We start from the raw sequence: 18,769 nt of genomic DNA, 5'->3' as shown, positions 1-18,769 counted from the left end.
GAGCCCTAGGACGAGACGATGACGGAACTTCTCAAGATTAGCCTGCCCGACGGTTCGGTGCGTGAAATGGAGCCCGGTTCCACGCCTGCCGACGTAGCGGCCGCGATCGGGCCGGGACTTGCGAAGGCAGCCATTGCCGCGCGCGTCGATGGCGAATTGCGCGATATCAATCGTCCATTCGAGAGCGATTCCGAACTGGCTCTCGTCACGGCCCGCGACGAGGATGACGCGCTTGAACTTGCGCGCCATGATTTTGCCCATGTGCTGGCAGAAGCGGTGCAGGCCCTGTGGCCCGGTACGCAGATCACTTTCGGTCCATCGACGGATGACGGCTTTTACTACGATGTGAAGGCGCCCGCGGACCGTGACCCGTTCAGCATGGACGATCTTCCCGCGATCGAGGAAAAGATGCGCGAGATCATCAAAGCGGACAAACCTCTGCGTCGGGAAGTCTGGAGCCGCCAGCAATTGATCGACAAGTGGGAGGCCGAGGGCGAGGTCTTCAAGGCGGAATGGGCCAGGGAGCTGCCGGAAAACGAAGAACTCACGGTTTACTGGTCGGGGGAAGACTGGCTCGACATGTGTCGCGGTCCTCACCTTGCCAGCACGGGCAAGCTCGACCCGCAGGCCTTCAAGCTCATGCGCGTCGCAGGAGCATACTGGCGCGGCGACCAGAAGAATGCGCAGCTCACACGTATCTACGGCACCGGCTGGCTCAACAAGAAGCAGCTCAACGCTCATCTGACGCGGCTGGAGGAAGCGGCCAAGCGCGATCACCGCAAACTGGGCCGCGAGATGGACCTTTTCCACTTGCAGGAAGAGGCGCACGGCAGCGTCTTCTGGCATCCCAACGGCTATCGCATCTGGCGCCAGCTCGAAGCCTATATGCGTCGCAAGATGGATAAGGCGGGCTATCGCGAGATCAAGACGCCTCAGGTGATGGACGCGCGCCAGTGGGAACAGTCCGGCCACTGGGGCAAGTACCGCGAAAACATGTTCGTTATTCCAGACGAAGTGCCCAATACCGAGGAAGACGGTCCGGTCATCTCCGGTGAAGCCGACTGGATGGCATTGAAGCCCATGAACTGCCCGGCCCACGTACTCGTGTTCAAGCAAGGCATCACCTCTTACCGCGACCTGCCGATCCGGCTGGGCGAGATGGGCTGTTGCCACCGCAACGAGCCGCATGGCGCGCTCCACGGTCTGATGCGCGTGCGCCAGTTCACGCAGGATGATGCGCATATCTTCTGCACGGAAGGCCAGGTGGTAGAGGAGGTGCAGGCCTTCCTTGCGCTGGCGGATACGGTCTATCGCGATTTCGGGTTCAGCTACGACATCAAGCTTGCGCTGCGCCCGGAGCAGCGGTTCGGCTCGGATGCGGATTGGGACAAGGCCGAACAGGAACTGCGCGACGCGCTGACAGCAAACGGCCTCGAATGGGAAGAATTACCCGGTGAAGGGGCATTCTATGCTCCCAAGCTCGAATGGCACCTGACCGACGCGATCGGTCGCACTTGGCAGGTCGGCACGATCCAGTCCGACCGCGTCCTGCCCGACCGTCTCGACGCCAGCTATGTCGGAGAGGATGGGGAGAAGCATCGCCCCGTCATGCTGCACCGTGCGATCTTCGGTTCGTACGAGCGCTTCATCGGCATTCTGATCGAGCATTTCGCCGGTCGCCTGCCCGTTTGGCTCGCCCCGACGCAGGCGGTGGTCGCTACCATCGTGTCCGATGCGGACGATTACGCCAAGGAAGCCGTCGGAAAGCTGGAGGCCGCGGGGATCCGGGTCGACAGCGATCTGCGCAACGAAAAGATCAACTACAAGGTGCGCGAGCATAGCCTCGCGAAGGTTCCGCACTTGCTGGTGGTCGGCAAGCGCGAGGCGGAGGAAGGCACCGTCGCGGTCCGCACGCTGGGCGAGAAGGACCAGCGCGTGGTGAGCCTCGAGGAAGCCATCGACATGCTGCGCACCGAAGCGACGCCGCCCGATCTGCGATGATCGTCAGAAAGGGCGGGGTACATGGATGTAATCGCCGGCTACGGTATCGCAGCCGTACTCGCTGCGCTGGCTGCAGCTTTCGGATCGGCTTTCGTTCGCGGCCTTACCGGTTTCGGCATGGCGATACTGATCGTCCCGATCCTGGCGCTCGCCCTCTCGCCGGTCCACGCGGTGCTGGTGACCAATTTCCTTTCGGTTTTCATCGGTGTTTCCGAAATCAGGCGGCTACTGCGCGAGGCGGAAAGATCGGCCTGGTTTATCATCGCAATGGTCGCGGTGACCACGCCCGTTGGTCTTTACGCGCTGAGCCTGACCACCCCTGCGATCGCACGGGTCGTGATTGCCTTTATCGCTCTTTCGGCGTTTGTGGCCATACTCCTTCCGCTGCGTAGGGCCGCGCATCACCACCCGGCGACAACGGGCGGCGTGGGGCTGCTTAGCGGGCTGATGACAGGATACGCCGGAATGCCCGGCCCGCCGGTCGTTCCCTACTACGTGGGGCGCGATATACCTCGCGAAACGGCCAAGGCGTCGATGCTGCTGATTTTTACCTGCGCATCCAGTGTCGGTCTGGCGAGCGGCGCGGCGATCGGCGTGCTGGAGTGGAAGCTGGCCCTGCTCGCGGCGCTTCTGTTTCCGGCGGTGCTGCTCGGAAACTGGCTGGGCAACAAGGCATCGGGCCGTATTGGCGACCGTAGCTGGCGCATATGCGTGGGCATGGTGCTCGGTGGCGCAGCCGCGGCTGCGCTATGGAAGGCGATCGTCTGACCGCTCAGAAGGGGAGGATAGGTCCGGCGAAGGCTAAGGCAAGGCCGCAACCGCTGACGATCACGGCACGCGCGATATTCGCCACCGGAAACGGGGCGAAATGTGTGCGGGCGAGTGCGATTGCATGGGCCATTCCCGCATTCTGGGCCTGAACCCCTAACGAAGTGTTAAGGCCGCCACCCGGCCGATGGCATTTGCTGGCTCGCACAATGGAAACCGCCTCCGCCGGCAAGCACGGCATCACCGGCAAGTCCGATTGTCGCACGGTCGGGAAATAGCTCGGCAATGGCCGCAACGCCCTCCGCATCATGCGGGCTCCCGAACGTCGGCACGACGACCAGATGGCTTGTGATGGCGAAATTCGCATAGCTCGCTGGCTCGACGTGGTCGCCGCTGGTTACGAGGCCGGGCGAAGGGATCTCCTTAACCGTGACGCCGGCATCCTCGGCACGCCGCCTGGCATCGGCATAGATTGCGGCGTTGGGATCGTTTCTGCCCGTCGCGCGGGGCAGGCAGAGCGTATTGGCAGCCACGAAGCGGGCAAGATTGTCGACATGGCCGTCGGTATGATCGTTGATCAGTCCCTCGCCCAGCCAGAGAACACGGTCGAAGCCGAGGTCGCGTCGCAATCGATCTTCGATTTCGTCCTTTGTAAGCTGCGGATTTCGGTTGGGATTGAGCAGGCATTGTTCGGTCGTTACGACCAGCCCCGTACCGTCTCCGTCGATCGCACCGCCTTCCAGGATCCAGTCCGCGACCTCGAGCGGTAAGCCGGCATCCGTAGCCAGTTCTGCGCCGACCGTCTGGTCGCCTTCCATCAGATATTTGCCGCCCCAGCCGTTGAAGCCGAAGCGCTGCGCACGACGCTCGCCATTCTCATGGCACAGCACGAGCGGACCGGTATCGCGCAGCCAGATGTCGCCATAGGAACGCTTTTCCAGAACGACGCTACCGGTTACTAACTGGCGCGCGCGCGCTTCATTGGCGCCGTCCTTTACCAGCAGGCGGACCTCCTGACCGCTTTCGGCAACGGCATTCGCAAAAGCAGCGATCTGCTCTTGGGCGCGTGGAAGCGTGTCGGGCCATTCCTTCGCATCATGAGGAAAGCCGATCCACAGCCAGTCCTGCGGCGCCCATTCGGGCGGCATCCGAAAGGTCATGGATCGGCTCCTGCTTATGGGGCTTCAGGCGTGCCGCAGAGCGCGCCATCGACGGCGCAATCTTCGTCGCGCGTCGCCTTGAACTCGTCACCCTCGACCCAGTTCGGCCAGCTGGTCGAATCGCCAAGCATCCGGCCGATGCGATAGAACAGCCGCAGGTCGGCCATTACGCCCGACCAGTCCCAGTTCGGATCGTATTCGTCCTTGGGCCCGTGATACCGGTTGTCGCGATAATCGGCCTGGACGGCTGCGCCCGCTTCCTTGCCCCCGTCGACGAGATCTTCGCCGCCGTCGAGGTAGAGCATCGGCACGCCTCGCTTCGCGAACGCGAAGTGGTCCGAGCGGTAGTAATAGCCCGCTTCGGGGTTCGGATTGGGCGTCGTTACCCGGTCATCGCTCATCAGCGCCTTGTCCAGGAACAGGTCGAGCTGCGATTTGCCCGGCCCAACGACGGTCACATCCTTCGCCGGACCGGCCACCAGGAACGCATCCATGTTGATACCGCCGACCGTCTTGTTGAGCGGGAAGACCGGGTTTGCAGCGTAATAGTCGGCACCGAGCAAGCCGGATTCCTCGGCAGTGACCGCCAGGAACACGAGACTGCGTTTGGTCGGCCCCGCTTTCGCGTGCGCTTCGGCCAAGGCTACGAGAGCAGCAGTGCCGGTGGCATTATCGACTGCGCCATTGCAGATGTCGTCGCCATCGGGTGCCGGCGTGCATCGGCCCAGGTGATCCCAGTGTGCCGTGTGCATCACATATTCGTCGGGACGTTCGCTGCCGGGAAGAATGCCGATCACGTTCTTGGATGCGAATGTACGAATGTCGTTGCGGAAGCTGGTCGATGCCTTGAGGCCGAGTGGGACCGCCTTGAAATCGTCCTTGCGCGCAGCAGCCATCAGATCGTCGAGATCCTGACCCGCAGCGGCGAGAATTTCACGGGCCTTCTCCTTCTGCACCCAACCGTTCAGCTTCGTCATCGGAGGAGGATTATCGCCGCGGTCGGCGTATGCCTGCGGCCCCGACCAGCTGCTTTCGACGACGTTCCAGCCATAGGCGGCAGGTTCGGTGTCGTGGATGATGATAGCGGCTGCCGCGCCCTGCCGTCCGGCTTCTTCGTATTTATACGTCCAGCGGCCGTAATAGGTCATTGCCTTCCCGTTGAACGGGCCGTCCAGGGTTTCGGCGCCGAAGTCCGGATCATTGACGAGAATGACCGCAGTCTTACCCTTCATGTCCAGGCCTTCGTAATCGTTCCAGCCCTTTTCCGGCGCGTTAATGCCGTAGCCCACGAATACCAGCTCGCTGTCATCGAGTTTGGTTTCAACGTCTTCTCGATATGTCGCACCGACCCAGTCGGTGGCGTAATTGAGCTTGATATCGCCATTGTCGCCGCCTGAAATTGTAAGCGGCGCGAAATCCTTGCCGGTAATCTCTACCAGGGGCACATCCTGCACCCAGCTGCCATTATTGCCAGGTTCGAGGCCGGCTTTTCCGAATTCCTCGATGAGATAGGCGATCGTCTTTTCTTCGCCAGACGTGCCGGGGGCACGCCCTTCGAATTCGTCGGAGGAAAGCCGCTCGGTCACGCGCTTCATGGTTTCTTCGGACAGGGTCCCGTCGGCCACATCGGGCAGATCGAGCGCGGCATCGGGGCTTTCCACGTCCTGGCCCATCGAACAGGCCGACAGAAGGAGCGCGGCGGCCGCACCGATCGTAAAGCGTTTCATGGGAGAATTTCCTCTCTTCGCATCTCGCATTCGGCGCGCTTCTTGTCAGCATGGCGGCATAAGGGCAAGCTTGCGCCGTGCGTCGCGGGGAGGCAGGGGACAGCCGATGGCTGTCGATTGGACCTCAGCGCTGGACCGCGCCCGTGCCCATGCACCATTCCTCGCGCGCGCGCTCGAGCGTCGGCCCGAACTGGCCGAGTTGCTGGCCCAGGGGGATGGCGAGGCGGCCCTGCGCGCTGCCAAGCGAGTAAGGGAAGGCAGTGCGGCAAGCGCGCTGCGCGACGAACGGCTCGGCCTGGCCCTGGTGCTTGCGATCGGCGATCTGGCCGGGGCGTTCGACCTCGACAAGGTCATGCGGGAATTGTCGACCTTTGCGGATCGAGCGCTTGATCGGGCGCTGAACACCGCCATGAACAGTCGTGTTCCGGACGCCGAACCGTCGGGAATGATAGGGTTGGCGCTCGGCAAGCACGGGGCTGGCGAGCTTAACTATTCCTCCGACATCGACCCCATCCTGCTTTACGATCCCGAGAAGCTGCCACGGCGCGAACGCGACGAGCCGGGAGAGGCGGCCCAGCGGTACGCCCGCGAAGTCGTGCGATTGCTGTCAGATGTGACGAGCGAGGGGTACGTTTTCCGGGTCGATCTGCGCCTGCGCCCCGCATCGGAAGTGAGCCCGCTTGCCATTCCGCTGAACGCCGCTATCACCCATTACGAAAGCTCGGCACTGGCGTGGGAGCGGGCGGCTTTCATTCGCGCACGCGCCTGTGCCGGCGACATTGCAGCCGGCGAAGAGTTTCTCGATCACATCAGGCCCTTCGTCTGGCGCAGGAGCCTTGATTTCGGCGCCATCGATGAAGTCCGCCGGCTGACCCACCGCATTCGCGATCAGCACAGCGGTCCCAGCGTTCCGGAGCCCGGCTACAATTTGAAGCTGGGTCGCGGCGGCATCCGCGAGATCGAGTTCTTCGCCCAGACCCATCAGCTGATCCACGGTGGACGCGACCCCTCCCTCAGATCGCGAGGCACGCGGGCGGCACTGGATGCGCTGGCTGCCACCGGCCGGATCGGCGAGGAAGACGCGAGGGCGCTCGGCGAAAGTTACGACGGCCTGCGAACGATCGAGCACCGCCTGCAGATGGTCGGCGACAAACAGACGCATTCGCTTCCCGCAGGTGATGCGCTGGACAATGTGGCGCAGCTGCATGGTCTGGCTGACGGCGCAGCGCTGGTGAAGCATGTGCAGGATCTTGCGCGACCGGTCGCCGAGCGTTTCGACGCACTTCTCGATGAGGACAGGATTTCCGTACCGGCTAGCGCGCCGCACGTTCTGGCAGGCGATGCGGCCGAAGGCGATGTGCCAGCAGAATTGGTCGATCGGATCGCGGGTTGGACCGACGGGAAATATCAGGCGCTGCGCAGCACCGCGGCTCTCGGCGCTTTCGAAGCCATCCGTCCGGATCTGATCGCGTCGATTTCCGGATCGCCAGATCCCGATGCAGCCGTCGTGCGCTGGGAGGGTCTTATCTCCCGATTGCCGAGCGCCATAAACCTGTTCCGCCTGCTCGAGGCGCGGCCAGGATTGTTCGCCCTGCTTGCCGATTGTCTCACGCTGGCGCCGCCTCTGGCGGACGAACTTGCCCGGCGACCGAACCTGCTCGATGCCCTGATCGACCGGACAGCTCTCGATCTGCCGGGCAGTGTGAATGACATCGTCGCCCGGATGGGAAGGCGCGAGCGTGGGGATGATTACGAAACGCGGCTCGACCGGCTGCGCGTCGTCACCAGCGAGACGCGGTTTGCGCTGGGGGTCCAGCTGATCGAAACGGCGCATGACCCGCTGGATATCGCCGCGGGCCTGTCGCGCACGGCGGAAGCAGCCCTTCAGGTTGCAGTCGATGCGGCCGAAAGCGAGTTTGCGTTAAAGCACGGACGCATCGCTGGCAGCGAACTGGTGGTGGTGGGCCTCGGGCGGCTGGGCGGTGGTGCGCTGACGCACGCTTCGGATCTCGACATCATTTATCTTTTCACAGGTACGCACGAGGGCGAATCCGATGGCGAGCGGCCGCTCGGCGCGACGCTCTATTTCAACAGGCTTGCCCAGCGAGTCACGGCAGCGCTCAGTGTCCCGACTGCGCAGGGCGCGCTTTACGAGGTGGACACCCGGCTGCGCCCCCAGGGCAATCAGGGGCCATTGGCGGTAAGCGTGGAGAGTTTTGCGCGGTATCAGCGCGAGGATGCCTGGACGTGGGAACACATGGCGCTGACGCGTGCCCGGGTGCTCGTCGGTAGCGACGCTGCCCGCCAGCAGGTCGGTGACGTCGTGACGTCCATTCTTCGCGGCGAACGGGACGGTGATGCCCTGCGTGACGATGCCCTGAAAATGCGCACGGAAATGGCGGCCCACAAACAGGCGCGCGGGGCGCTTGACGCCAAGCTGCTGCGGGGCGGCCTGGTCGATATCGAGTTTCTCGTCCACCTCCTCCAGCTGCGGCATCGCGAAGCACTGACGTCGCATCTGGACGAGGCGATAAGCCAGTTGATCGAGACGGGCTGCTTACCCGGGACGATCGCCGAAGCGCACAGTCTGATGACACGCCTGCTGGTGGGGACGCGTCTGCTCGCGCCCGATCTCGAAAAGCCCAAGTCTGCCGCGGCCGCCTTGCTCGCCCGGCAGAGCGGGTGCGAGGATTATGACGAGCTGATAGAGCGTCTGCACGAGGCACGCCGTGATGTCGCGGCGGCGTGGCGGGACATATATGGTGAAACCCTGGAGATAGACGAATGACGACGACCTACGGCGAAGGCGATGACTTTCCCGACTTCGAGATGGAAACGCCGGACGGCGGTACCGTCACCAAGGCTGACCTGTCCGGCAAAAAGGCAGTGATATTCTTCTATCCGAAGGACAACACGCCGGGCTGCACCACCGAAGCCAGGGATTTTTCCGCTCTCAAGTCGGTATTCGACAAGGCGGACGTATCGCTCCTCGGGGTGAGCAAGGATTCGGCCAAGAAGCATCAGAACTTCATCGCCAAACATGATCTGACCGTCGATCTTGCGACCGATGCGGCAGACAGCGGGCTGTCGGACGAGTTGGGTGTCTGGACCGAGAAACAGATGTACGGGAAGACCTATATGGGCATGGTCCGGTCGACCTTTCTTATCGGTGCAGGCGGCCAGATCCTGCGCGTCTGGCCAAAGGTAAAGGTCAAAGGGCACGCCGAAGAGGTGCTGGAAGCTGCAACCAAGGCATGACGGGACCGCGCCGATCCGTCGCCAGCGCCATTCGCGATGCGCTGCTCACGGGCGCGGCGAAGGCCAAGGTCTTTGCCGCCCGTCAGGTGGCGCGCGACTGGCGTCTCGGACGGCTGGATTTCGTGTTCGAGGTTACAATGCCGGATCGTCCGGAATGGCCTGATCGTCTAGAGGTTCTGGCACCGGGCGCCATGCCCCGTCGCGGAAAGATGGGGTCGGAACGCAATCGTGCCGCCTTGTGGCACGCGCTCGCCCATATCGAATTCGTCGCTATCGATCTCGCGCTGGATATGGCCGGCCGCTTCGGTGAAGCGATGGGTTCCGACTTCGTTTCGGACTTCCTCGAAGTTGCTGCCGACGAAGCGATGCATTTCGCGCTGCTGTCCCGCAAACTTGATTCGCTGGGGTGGTCCTACGGGGCGTTGCCTGCGCACGACGGGCTGTGGAGCGCGGCTCAGGACACCGCTCACGATGTTGCGGCGAGGCTGGCGATCGTTCCCATGGTGCTCGAGGCGCGCGGTCTGGACGTCACACCGGGCACATTGGCAAGGGTTCGCGCGCAAGGTGATGAAAACGGGGCGAAAATTCTCGAACGAATCCTTGACGATGAAATTCGTCACGTTGCCGCAGGTTCAAAGCACTTTCATGCGATCTGCGAAATGCGTGCGCAGAACCCGCAGAAAACATGGCAAAATCTGGTCGGAATCCATTTCGCAGGTGGTTTGAAGCCGCCGTTTAACGACTCAGCGCGTTTCGCAGGCGGCCTGCCGCGCGACTATTACGCGGGTATTGCCTGATTAACCTTTTCACCGATAACTCGAACTCACGAGACGCCGGGGGGTTCCGGCAGTGACTTAAAAGGTGGGTTCGACACGGGACGTCGGGTTCACTCAGGATCGAAAGGCGCGCAAAGCGCCAGATGGACGGGTTAGCATGATCACCAAGCGCAATACGCTTGCTCTCGCAGTAGTGGCCAGTTTCGGCATCGCAGCAGCTCCGGCTCAGGCGCAGGAAACCAACACCGCTGCTGCAGTCGGTGCGATCGACATGAGCAAGGTGGCTGCTCCTACCCAGACCGGCGAAGATGCCCAGTTCAAGCAGCTGTTCGCACAATGGGACAATCTGGATCGCGCTACTCCGGCAGCGACCAGTGTCTCGGTTCCCTCGCGCATGCCGCTCGATAACACCAAGCTGACCAGCGATTACGGAATGCGCACCCATCCGGTTCTGGGCGGACGTCGCAATCACAAGGGCGTCGATCTGGCCGCACCCGTCGGCACACCGATCTATGCTACCGCCGATGGCTATGTCAGCAAGGCCGAATGGTTCTCCAGCTACGGCAAATATGTTTCGATCGAACACGGTGCGAACCTGCAGACCCGCTTCGCACATATGTCGGATATCGCTGTAAAGGCCGGCACCCGCATCAAGAAGGGCGACATCATCGGCTATGTCGGCTCGACCGGTCGTTCGACCGGCCCTCACCTTCACTATGAAGTCCGCGTCGACGGCCAGGCCGTAAACCCGGTTCCCTACATGGTCGAATCGGAAGCCCAGCGTGCATTCGCTCTGGCGACGGGCACGGGTGGCCAGGGCGACGGCGACGACAACTGATTTTCGGGCCTTCGGGCTTCGCAAAAGGGCGGCGGGAGCGATCCTGCCGCCTTTTTTCTTGCCCGTGCGGATGGGTTAGGTAGGTTTCTTCTCGAAACTGGAAGAGTCCCCTCGTCGAGAAGGGCGCCACCGGAGAGGAGAAAGCAAGCCAATGCACCCCATCGCCCATGCGCAGACGCGCCCGGACCATCCCGCCATCATCATGGCCCCCAGCGGCGAGACCGTAACTTTCGGCCAGATGGACGATTACGCCAATCGCTTTGCGCAACTGCTGCGGTCGCGGGGCTTGCAGCGCGGCGATCACTTTGCCGTGTTGATGGAGAATAATTCCCACTATCTGCAGGTCGTCTGGGGTTCGCAGCGTGCGGGCACGATGATGGTGCCGATTTCCACCCGGCTGACGGCGCCCGAGATCTGCTATATTCTGAAGGATGCGAATGCCAAATTCCTGCTGACGACCCGCAGGTTCGCCGATGTTATCGAGGGGATCCGCGGCGATTGTGCCGATCTGCCGCTGCTGATCGTCGGCGGCGAAGGCGATGAGGATTACGATGCGGCCCTTGCAGCGCAGCCTGCGGAGCCGATCGCGGATCAGGCGCCGGGCCAGTACATGCTCTATTCCTCCGGCACGACCGGAAGGCCCAAAGGGGTGAAGCCTGCGCCGCCTGCGGATGAGGACATCCAGGCCGTCAATCCGCTGGTCGGACTGGCAGTCATGGGGGCGGGCATGCCGGCGGATGGCAGCATGGTCTATCTTTCCCCCGCGCCGCTCTATCATGCCGCGCCGCTTGGCTGGTGCACGACCGCGCAGCGCCTGGGCGGCACCGTGGTGGTGATGGAGAAATTCGATCCCGAACTCGCGCTCGCCACGATCGAGCAATACCGCGTGACCGACAGCCAGTGGGTGCCCACGCATTTCGTCCGGATGCTCAAGCTCGATCCCGAGCTTCGCACCCGCTACGACCTGTCCAGCCACAAGCGCGCACTCCACGCCGCCGCGCCGTGCCCCGTTCCGATCAAGCGCGAGATGATCGAATGGTGGGGCCCGATCATCAACGAATATTACGCCGGGTCGGAAGGGATCGGCATGACGCTGATCAAGGCCGAGGACTGGCTGGACCACCCCGGCAGCGTGGGCAAGGCGATCCATGGCAGGCTGCATGTCTGCAATCCCGATGGCGAGGAAGTACCGGCCGGGCAGGATGGGCTGCTGTTCTTCGAGAACGAGAATATCCCGACCTATCACAACGATCCCGACAAGACTCGCGAGGCGATGCATTCAAAGGGCTGGATGACGCTGGGCGACATCGGGCATCTCGATCCCGACGGCTATCTCTACCTGACCGACCGCAAGAGCCACATGATCATTTCGGGCGGGGTGAACATCTATCCGCAGGAGATCGAGAACCTGCTCGTCACCCATGACAAGGTGATGGATGCCGCAGTGATCGGCGCGCCCTGTCCCGATTTCGGCGAGAAGGTGGTGGCGGTGATCCAGCCGATGGACATGGAGGCCGCGGGCGACGCCTTGGAGGCGGAACTGCGCGATTTTCTGGCGCCGAGCCTGTCCAAGATCAAGATGCCCAAGCAGTTCGACTTCCGCCCGCAATTGCCGCGCGAGGCGAACGGCAAGCTCTACAAGCGCGAGTTGCGCGATGAATATCTCGCCAAGGCGGAGATCGAGACGGAGCAGGCCTGATGGCCACGCAGGAAAGGCCCCGACTGGACCCGGCTACCGCCCGCCAGGTCATCGACCCGTCCAGCTATGCCGAGTGGGACGGACTGCTCGATACCTTCGACCGCCTGCGCGCCGAAACGCCGGTCGCCTGGGTCGAGCCAGAAGACAGCGGCGTCCACCCGCCGTTCTGGCTGGTCACGCGCTATGACGACGTCATGCGCATGTCGAAGGACAATGCTACCTTCCTCAACAATCCGCATACCGTGGTCTTCAGCCTGACCGAGGGCATCGAATTCGCCAAGGCGTTCAGCGGCGGGAGCGAGCATATGGTTGCCAGCCTGGTGACCTTCGATGCGCCGATCCACATGAAATACCGCAAGCTGACGCAGGAATGGTTCATGCCCAAGAACCTGCGCACGGTCGAAGACGAGATACGTACAATCGCGCGCGCGGCGGTCGAACGCCTGCTGGCAGGCGGCGGGGAAGCCGACTTCGTCAAGACGGTGGCCGCGCCCTATCCGCTGCATGTGGTGATGCAGATCCTCGGCGTGCCGGAGGAAGACGAGCCGCGCATGCTGATGCTGACGCAGCAGATGTTCGGCGGCAGCGACGAGGATCTCAACCAGTCCGGCATGAAGGACCTGCCGCCCGAGGCGATCACGCAACTGGTGGCAGGCGCGGTCAAGGACTTCGAAGCCTATTTCGCCAAGCTCACCGCGGAACGCCGAGCCAGCCCGACCGCGGATGTCGCCAGCACCATCGCCAATGCGGTGATCGACGGCGAGCCGCTGAACGACCGCGACATGATGGGCTATTACATCATCCTGGCCGCCGCGGGGCACGATACGACCAGCGCCAGTACGGCTGGCGCCATGCTCGCCCTGGCGCGCGATCCGGAGCAATGGGCCCGGGTGCGCGCCGATCGCAGCCTGCTGCCGGGTATCGTCGAAGAGGCGATCCGCTGGACCACGCCGGTCCAGCATTTCATGCGCACTGCCGCCGAGGATACCGAGGTCGGCGGCCAGCCCATCGCCAAAGGCGACTGGCTGATGATTAACTATGTCGCCGCCAATCACGACCCGGCGCATTTCGAGAACCCGCGCCGCTTCGATGCCGCGCGCAGCCCCAACCGGCACCTCGCCTTCGGGGCGGGCGCACACCAGTGCCTCGGCCTGCATCTCGCCCGGCTGGAAATGCGCATCCTGTTCGAGACGCTGCTCGACCGGATCGAGACGGTCGAACTGGCAGGCGAACCGGCGCGCAGCAGATCGACCTTCGTCGGCGGGCTGAAGACCCTGCCGCTGCGCTTCACCCCGGCCTGATTCGCCCGGCAGCTGTTCCGCTTCGCGCCGCGATGGGCCGAGACATGGACCGGGTGTTACACAGTCCAGGGGCAAAAACCTGTCGGTTTACGCAAGATCGCGTCAGCTTGCGCGGAAAGGCGTCGGCTTGCGCAGAAACGGCGTCAGCTTGTGCGAACCGGATGTCGGCTTGCGCAGGCGAAATGTCGGCTTGCGACGCGTACGTGTAAACTTGCGGCCTGGCAGACTGGGCGCGGCCGCGGGTGATGGACGGTAGGAAAGAGCCGCCGCGAAGCTAGCAGGCCAAGCGCTTGTAGGAAATCCGCCACCTTCTTCCGGTACGCTGCATCCGCGCCGCGAATTTGCTATCGCTGAGCGTGCCCGGTTGCTACGCCTAAAGCACCGTAAAAAGGACAGAAACGAGCATCGCCATCAGGGGGACAGGGGGATGACCATCTTCGAGCCGCATAACCTGCCCTTCGCCGTCGCGCTGGCGGTGATGCTGGCGCTGGCGGCGATCCAGTTGGTAGGTCTTGGCGATGTCTTTGGCGGGGCGGATGTGGACGCCGATATCGATGGCGATGCCGCGATTTCTTCCGGGCCGATAGATGGCATTTTCACCCTCCTCGGTATCGGGCGGGTCCCCCTGACAATCTGGCTCGCACTTTTTCTGCTGCTGTTCGCCGGTATCGGCGTAGGTGGTCAGGCGCTGGCCGACAGCCTGCTCGGAGCGCCGCTGGACCGCTGGCTCGCTGCAGTCATGGCGGGCATTGCCGCATTACCCGTTACCGGACTTCTGGCGCGACCGCTCGGGGCAATCTTGCCGCGCGATGAGACGACTGCGGTCTCTCTCGACGCATTGTTGGGTCGGCGAGCACGGATCACCGATGGAACTGCGCGCAGCGGATCGCCCGCCCGCGCACAGGTTCGCGATCATTACGGCCATCCGCATCACGTCATGGTCGAACCGCACGAAACGGCCAGTGAGATGCACGCCGGGGACGAAGTATTGCTGGTTCGCCGCGAAGGCGGCAGTTTTTACGCGACAGCGCTGGCCGAGCGCCGCCTGTCGCCCGATTGATTTCTTCGAGGAGGGGTAATTGAATAATCTTGTAGAACTGGCGGTACCGGTTGGTGCGGTCGTCGTATTCATTCTGGTGGTCGGGCTGACAATTGCACGGCTGTACCGCCGCGCTTCGAAGGAAGTCGCTTTCGTACGCACGGGCGTGGGCGGGGAAAAAGTCGTGATGAACGGCGGCGCGCTGGTGCTGCCGGTGTTCCACGAAACGATGCCGGTCAACATGAACACCGTGGTGCTGGCCGTGGTGCGGCGCGACACCGAAGCGCTGATTACACTGGACCGCCTTCGTATCGACGTGAAGGCCGAATTCTATGTCCGTGTGCGGCCCGATGCGGGCGCGATCGCCATGGCCGCGCAAACGCTGGGACAGCGCACCATGGTGCCCGAGGCGCTGAAGGATCTGGTCGAAGGCAAGTTCGTCGATGCCCTGCGCTCCGTCGCCGCCGGCATGACCATGAACGAATTGCACGAGCAGCGCGCCGACTTCGTCCAGAAGGTGCAGCAGGCGAGTTCCAACGATCTCGCCATGAACGGGCTCGAACTGGAATCGGTTTCGCTCACCGGGCTGGACCAGACCAGCATCGAACATTTCAACGCCAACAACGCCTTTGACGCGGAAGGCCTGACCAAGCTGACCGAGCAGATCGAAGCGCGCAAGAAACTGCGCAACGATATCGAGCAGGACACCCGCGTCCAGATGGAAACCAAGAACCTCGAGGCGAGCCAGCGCTCGTTCGAGATCAGCCGCGATCAGGAATATGCGCGGCTGGAGCAGGAGCGTGAAGTCGAGGTCCGGCGCGCGGCGCAATCGGCCGAGATCGCCCGCGAACAGGCCGAACGCAACCGCGAGGCGGATGCCGCTCGGATCGAAGCGAAGAAGCAGGTCGATGCCCAGCAGATCGAAGCCGACCGGCTTGTCGAGGAAGCGCGGATCGACCAGCAGCGCGCGCTCGAGATCGCGCGACAGGAGCAGCAGATCGCCGTTCAGAACAAGAGCCGCGAGGAAAGCCAGGCCAAGGCCGACGCCGACGAGGCCCGCGCCAAGGCGGTGGCCGCGGAAGAACAGGTCGCTACCTCACGCGAAAGCGAGATCGCCGAGCGCCAGAAGAAGATCGAACTGATCGAAGCGTCGAAGCAGGCCGAACGCGACGCCATCAAGATCCGCGTCGATGCCGAAGCCGAAAAGGATGCTGCATCCAACCGCGCCGAGGCCGCCCGCCGCGAAGCGGAAGGCGAGGCCGAGGCCGAAAAGCTGCGCGCCGAAGCCGCCCGCGTGCGTTTCGAGGTCGAAGCTGCCGGTCAGAGGGCGATCAACGAGGCGGCCAACCTCCTGTCGTCCGACCAGATCAGCCTGCAGACCAAGCTGGCGCTGCTGAACGTGCTGCCCGAAGTCATCCGCGAAAGCGCAAAGCCCATGGAAGCGATCGATTCGATCAAGATCGTTCAGGTGGACGGGCTGACCAACGGCAATGGCAAGAGCGGGACGTCGACCACCGGAAACGGTTCGGGCAACCTTGCAAGCGATGCGGTGAGCGCAGCGCTTGCCTATCGGGCGCAGGCGCCCGTGCTAGACGGCCTGATGAAGGAACTGGGCCTCGACGGTTCGTCCTTGGACAATCTCGTGAAGGGTCCCGCAGCAGCCGAAACGTCGCTTCGTCTCGCCGAAGTGCAGGATGAACCGGCAGAAGAGACGACTAAGCCGCAGGCCAAGGCGAAGCCGGAGAAGGCTTCCGCCAAGGACGACGCCGAGGTTGAGTAAAAAAGCCAGCTAGAAAGGAGCAAGGGGGCGCCGCGGCGCCCCCTTCTTTGCCCTTTTACTCGCTCAGCAACCGCTCCGCCATCGCGCGTACTTCCGCGCCCATGTCTTCGCGTTCCATGGCGAGGGCCAGGGTCGCTTCGACGAAGCCGGTTTTGCTGCCGCAGTCGAAGCGGCGGCCGGCGAAGGTCGCGGCGTGGAAGGGCTGGTTGCCGATCATCCGGGCCATGGCGTCGGTCAGCTGGATTTCACCGCCCGCGCCCTTTTCCTGGTCTTCCAGCAGGCGCATGACTTCGGGCTGGAGGATGTAACGGCCCGAAACGATCTTGTTGCTCGGCGCTTCGGCCACCGGTGGCTTTTCGACGAGGCCGGTGACTTCGGTCAGCGTCTCGCTCTTCACCTCGCCGGGCGCGATGACGCCGTAGCTGGAGACGGCTTCCTGCGGCACTTCCAGCACCGAGATGAGATTGCCGCCGACGTCGTTATAGGCATCGACCATCTGTTTCATGCAGCCGGTCCCGCCGCCCTTCTGCGCCACCATGAGCTCGTCCGGCAGCAGGATGGCGAAGGGTTCGTCGCCCACGATGGCGCGGGCGCACCAGATGGCATGGCCGAGGCCGAGCGGCACCTGCTGGCGCACGGTTATGATGTCGCCCGGCGTCGCCCGGGTCGGCTCCAGCACCGAGAGGTCCTTACCGCGTTCGCGCATCGTGTGTTCGAGTTCGTAGGCGATGTCGAAATGTTCGACGATCGCGGTCTTGCCGCGGCCGGTGACGAAGATGATCTGTTCGATCCCCGCCTCGCGCGCTTCGTCCACCGCATACTGGATCAGCGGGCGGTCGACGATGGGCAGCAGTTCCTTGGGGATCGCTTTGGTCGCGGGGAGGAAACGCGTGCCCAGCCCGGCGACGGGAAAGACGGCTTTCTTGATCGGCTTGTGCTGGTTCATGGCTGCAGGGGGTAAGTCGCCAGCGGTATCGGGTCAATCGACATAGGTTATGCGGCATGCGCGGTCCTGGCCCGCTGCCGTGATGCGACAGCGGCGTGACGCTTGCCAGCGGCGCTGCCTTCTCTAAGGAAGCGGCATGGACAAACTGATCATTCGCGGCGGCAATCGCCTTTCCGGTACCATCCCGATTTCGGGCGCGAAGAATGCCGCGCTCACCCTGATTCCCTGCGCGCTGCTGACCGAAGAGCCGGTGACGCTGCGCAATCTGCCGCGGCTGGCCGATATCGACGGGTTCCAGCACCTGATGGGCCAGTTCGGCGTGGCGCACACGATCCAGGGCCAGCGACCGGAAGATTTCGGCCGCGTGGTCACGCTGGAAGCGACGCGGCTGACCGGCACCGTCGCGCCATACGAACTGGTGCGCAAGATGCGCGCCTCCATCCTCGTGCTGGGCCCGATGCTGGCGCGCATGGGCGAGGCGACCGTTTCGCTGCCCGGCGGCTGCGCGATCGGCAACCGCCCGATCGATCTGCATCTGAAGGCGCTGGAAGCCTTCGGCGCGCATATCGAACTGGCGCAGGGGTACGTGAAGGCGAGCGCGCCCGACGGCGGGCTGCCCGGCGGCGATTTCGATTTCCCCATCGTGTCGGTCGGCGCGACGGAAAATGCGCTGATGGCGGCGGTGCTGTGCAACGGCACCAGCAGGCTGATCAATGCCGCGCGCGAACCGGAAATCGTCGACCTGTGCCGGCTGCTTACCGCCATGGGTGCGGAGATCGAAGGTATCGGCACGTCCGAACTGACGATCCACGGCGCCAAGCGGCTGCACGGTGCGACCTATCGCGTCATGCCGGACCGGATCGAGGCAGGCTCCTATGCCTGCGCTGCGGCGATCACCGGCGGCGACGTGCGGCTGGAAGGCGCGGAAGCGGAAGACATGGGCTCCACCCTTCACGCGCTGCGCAATATCGGCGTCGAGATCGAAAGCGACAAGAAGGGTGTCGATGTGCGCGCCAGTGGGCCGCTGAAGGCGCACAACCTCACCACCGCGCCATTCCCCGGCCTTGCCACCGACATGCAGGCGCAGCTGATGAGCCTGCTGACCCGGGCCGAAGGCACCAGCGTGCTGAAGGAAACGATTTTCGAGAACCGCTTCATGCATGTGCCCGAACTGGCGCGCATGGGGGCGGACATCGAAACCGAAGGCCGCACGGCAATCGTGCGCGGGCCGGTGAACCTCACCGGCGCCGAAGTCATGGCGACCGATCTGCGCGCCTCGATGAGCCTGGTCATCGCGGGCCTTGCCGCAGAAGGCGAGACGACGGTGCGCCGGCTCTACCACCTCGACCGCGGTTACGAGCGGCTGGAAGAGAAGCTCCAGCTTGTCGGCGCGGATATCGAACGGGTTGGCGACGATTGAGGCAGCGGGTGCGGACCTTTCCGCGATGACGGGCGTTGGGTCAGCAACAAAGGAGT

Annotated in this window: 15 protein-coding genes; 11 read left to right on the top strand and 4 right to left on the bottom strand. The window is 63.5% G+C overall.

Annotated elements, in window-relative coordinates; genetic code table 11:
- Window positions 1–18 precede the first annotated feature (18 nt).
- Together thrS and ACIGGE_RS03255 are read left to right on the top strand one after the other, a co-directional pair.
- Complete coding sequence (thrS, locus tag ACIGGE_RS03260) at window positions 19–2,001, top strand: threonine--tRNA ligase (protein ID WP_196847161.1); 1,983 nt, start codon at window positions 19–21, stop codon at window positions 1,999–2,001.
- 21 nt (window positions 2,002–2,022) lie between these two features.
- The gene (locus tag ACIGGE_RS03255) at window positions 2,023–2,769 is read left to right on the top strand and encodes a sulfite exporter TauE/SafE family protein (RefSeq protein WP_196847160.1); all 747 of its coding nucleotides are present in this window, start codon (window positions 2,023–2,025) and stop codon (window positions 2,767–2,769) included.
- A gap of 4 nt (window positions 2,770–2,773) precedes the next feature.
- Here the strand turns inward: ACIGGE_RS03255 and ACIGGE_RS03250 are convergent, their stop codons facing one another.
- From ACIGGE_RS03250 to ACIGGE_RS03240, 3 genes are read right to left on the bottom strand one after another with little or no spacing between them, the layout of a single operon-like run.
- Window positions 2,774–2,902: a hypothetical protein gene (locus ACIGGE_RS03250; RefSeq protein WP_255548746.1), complete on the bottom strand. Its 129-nt coding sequence runs from the start codon at window positions 2,900–2,902 to the stop codon at window positions 2,774–2,776.
- A 34-nt stretch (window positions 2,903–2,936) separates the two neighbouring features.
- Complete coding sequence (locus ACIGGE_RS03245; protein WP_397489423.1) at window positions 2,937–3,929, bottom strand: agmatine deiminase family protein; 993 nt, start codon at window positions 3,927–3,929, stop codon at window positions 2,937–2,939.
- A gap of 14 nt (window positions 3,930–3,943) precedes the next feature.
- Entirely contained in the window at window positions 3,944–5,656 is a 1,713-nt protein-coding gene (locus ACIGGE_RS03240; protein WP_397489422.1) for a M28 family metallopeptidase, read from the bottom strand.
- A 106-nt stretch (window positions 5,657–5,762) separates the two neighbouring features.
- On the opposite strand from ACIGGE_RS03240, the gene glnE reads away from it, so the two are divergent.
- From glnE to ACIGGE_RS03200, 8 genes are all read left to right on the top strand, one after another.
- Window positions 5,763–8,444 carry a bifunctional [glutamate--ammonia ligase]-adenylyl-L-tyrosine phosphorylase/[glutamate--ammonia-ligase] adenylyltransferase gene (gene glnE / locus ACIGGE_RS03235; RefSeq protein WP_397489421.1) on the top strand — a complete coding sequence of 894 codons (2,682 nt, stop codon included), beginning with the start codon at window positions 5,763–5,765 and terminating at the stop codon, window positions 8,442–8,444.
- Complete coding sequence (locus ACIGGE_RS03230) at window positions 8,441–8,914, top strand: peroxiredoxin (protein WP_397489420.1); 474 nt, start codon at window positions 8,441–8,443, stop codon at window positions 8,912–8,914. Before glnE ends, ACIGGE_RS03230 begins: the two co-directional genes overlap by 4 nt.
- Entirely contained in the window at window positions 8,911–9,711 is an 801-nt protein-coding gene (locus ACIGGE_RS03225; RefSeq protein ID WP_397489419.1) for a ferritin-like domain-containing protein, read from the top strand. The genes ACIGGE_RS03230 and ACIGGE_RS03225 overlap by 4 nt, the downstream gene beginning before the upstream one ends.
- Window positions 9,712–9,847: 136 nt before the next feature.
- Window positions 9,848–10,528, top strand: coding sequence for a M23 family metallopeptidase (locus ACIGGE_RS03220; protein WP_103023943.1), 681 nt, complete (start codon window positions 9,848–9,850; stop codon window positions 10,526–10,528).
- Window positions 10,529–10,679: 151 nt separating this feature from the next.
- Complete coding sequence (locus ACIGGE_RS03215; RefSeq protein WP_397489418.1) at window positions 10,680–12,227, top strand: acyl-CoA synthetase; 1,548 nt, start codon at window positions 10,680–10,682, stop codon at window positions 12,225–12,227.
- Complete coding sequence (locus tag ACIGGE_RS03210; RefSeq protein WP_397489417.1) at window positions 12,227–13,528, top strand: cytochrome P450; 1,302 nt, start codon at window positions 12,227–12,229, stop codon at window positions 13,526–13,528. Before ACIGGE_RS03215 ends, ACIGGE_RS03210 begins: the two co-directional genes overlap by 1 nt.
- 427 nt (window positions 13,529–13,955) lie before the next feature.
- The gene (locus ACIGGE_RS03205) at window positions 13,956–14,588 is read left to right on the top strand and encodes an OB-fold-containig protein (protein ID WP_397489416.1); all 633 of its coding nucleotides are present in this window, start codon (window positions 13,956–13,958) and stop codon (window positions 14,586–14,588) included.
- Window positions 14,589–14,625: 37 nt separating this feature from the next.
- Window positions 14,626–16,347, top strand: coding sequence for a flotillin family protein (locus ACIGGE_RS03200; RefSeq protein WP_397489923.1), 1,722 nt, complete (start codon window positions 14,626–14,628; stop codon window positions 16,345–16,347).
- 55 nt (window positions 16,348–16,402) lie between these two features.
- On the opposite strand, the gene galU is transcribed toward ACIGGE_RS03200, so the two are convergent.
- On the bottom strand, window positions 16,403–17,293 hold the full coding sequence (galU, locus tag ACIGGE_RS03195) for a UTP--glucose-1-phosphate uridylyltransferase GalU (RefSeq protein WP_397489415.1): 891 nt from the start codon (window positions 17,291–17,293) through the stop codon (window positions 16,403–16,405).
- A 136-nt stretch (window positions 17,294–17,429) separates the two neighbouring features.
- On the opposite strand from galU, the gene murA reads away from it, so the two are divergent.
- Window positions 17,430–18,713, top strand: a complete 1,284-nt coding sequence (gene murA, locus ACIGGE_RS03190) for a UDP-N-acetylglucosamine 1-carboxyvinyltransferase (protein WP_397489414.1) — start codon at window positions 17,430–17,432, stop codon at window positions 18,711–18,713.
- Window positions 18,714–18,769 lie beyond the last annotated feature (56 nt).

This window comes from Qipengyuania sp. NPDC077410, from assembly GCF_044543405.1.
Classification (GTDB): domain Bacteria; phylum Pseudomonadota; class Alphaproteobacteria; order Sphingomonadales; family Sphingomonadaceae; genus Qipengyuania; species Qipengyuania pacifica.
The sequence above is the reverse complement of the archived record's forward strand: the minus strand, read 5'-3'. Positions and strand labels throughout refer to the sequence as shown.

Bases quoted from the DNA above. Each gene is read 5' to 3' on its own strand.
- murA (WP_397489414.1), top strand. From the start codon at position 17,430: ATGGACAAACTGATCATTCGCGGCGGCAATCGCCTTTCCGGTACCATC.
- thrS (WP_196847161.1), top strand. From the start codon at position 19: ATGACGGAACTTCTCAAGATTAGCCTGCCCGACGGTTCGGTGCGTGAA.
- ACIGGE_RS03210 (WP_397489417.1), top strand. From the start codon at position 12,227: ATGGCCACGCAGGAAAGGCCCCGACTGGACCCGGCTACCGCCCGCCAG.
- glnE (WP_397489421.1), top strand. From the start codon at position 5,763: ATGGCTGTCGATTGGACCTCAGCGCTGGACCGCGCCCGTGCCCATGCA.
- ACIGGE_RS03215 (WP_397489418.1), top strand. From the start codon at position 10,680: ATGCACCCCATCGCCCATGCGCAGACGCGCCCGGACCATCCCGCCATC.
- ACIGGE_RS03220 (WP_103023943.1), top strand. From the start codon at position 9,848: ATGATCACCAAGCGCAATACGCTTGCTCTCGCAGTAGTGGCCAGTTTC.
- galU (WP_397489415.1), bottom strand. From the start codon at position 17,293: ATGAACCAGCACAAGCCGATCAAGAAAGCCGTCTTTCCCGTCGCCGGG.
- ACIGGE_RS03230 (WP_397489420.1), top strand. From the start codon at position 8,441: ATGACGACGACCTACGGCGAAGGCGATGACTTTCCCGACTTCGAGATG.
- ACIGGE_RS03240 (WP_397489422.1), bottom strand. From the start codon at position 5,656: ATGAAACGCTTTACGATCGGTGCGGCCGCCGCGCTCCTTCTGTCGGCC.
- ACIGGE_RS03205 (WP_397489416.1), top strand. From the start codon at position 13,956: ATGACCATCTTCGAGCCGCATAACCTGCCCTTCGCCGTCGCGCTGGCG.
- ACIGGE_RS03225 (WP_397489419.1), top strand. From the start codon at position 8,911: ATGACGGGACCGCGCCGATCCGTCGCCAGCGCCATTCGCGATGCGCTG.
- ACIGGE_RS03250 (WP_255548746.1), bottom strand. From the start codon at position 2,902: ATGGCCCATGCAATCGCACTCGCCCGCACACATTTCGCCCCGTTTCCG.
- ACIGGE_RS03245 (WP_397489423.1), bottom strand. From the start codon at position 3,929: ATGACCTTTCGGATGCCGCCCGAATGGGCGCCGCAGGACTGGCTGTGG.
- ACIGGE_RS03255 (WP_196847160.1), top strand. From the start codon at position 2,023: ATGGATGTAATCGCCGGCTACGGTATCGCAGCCGTACTCGCTGCGCTG.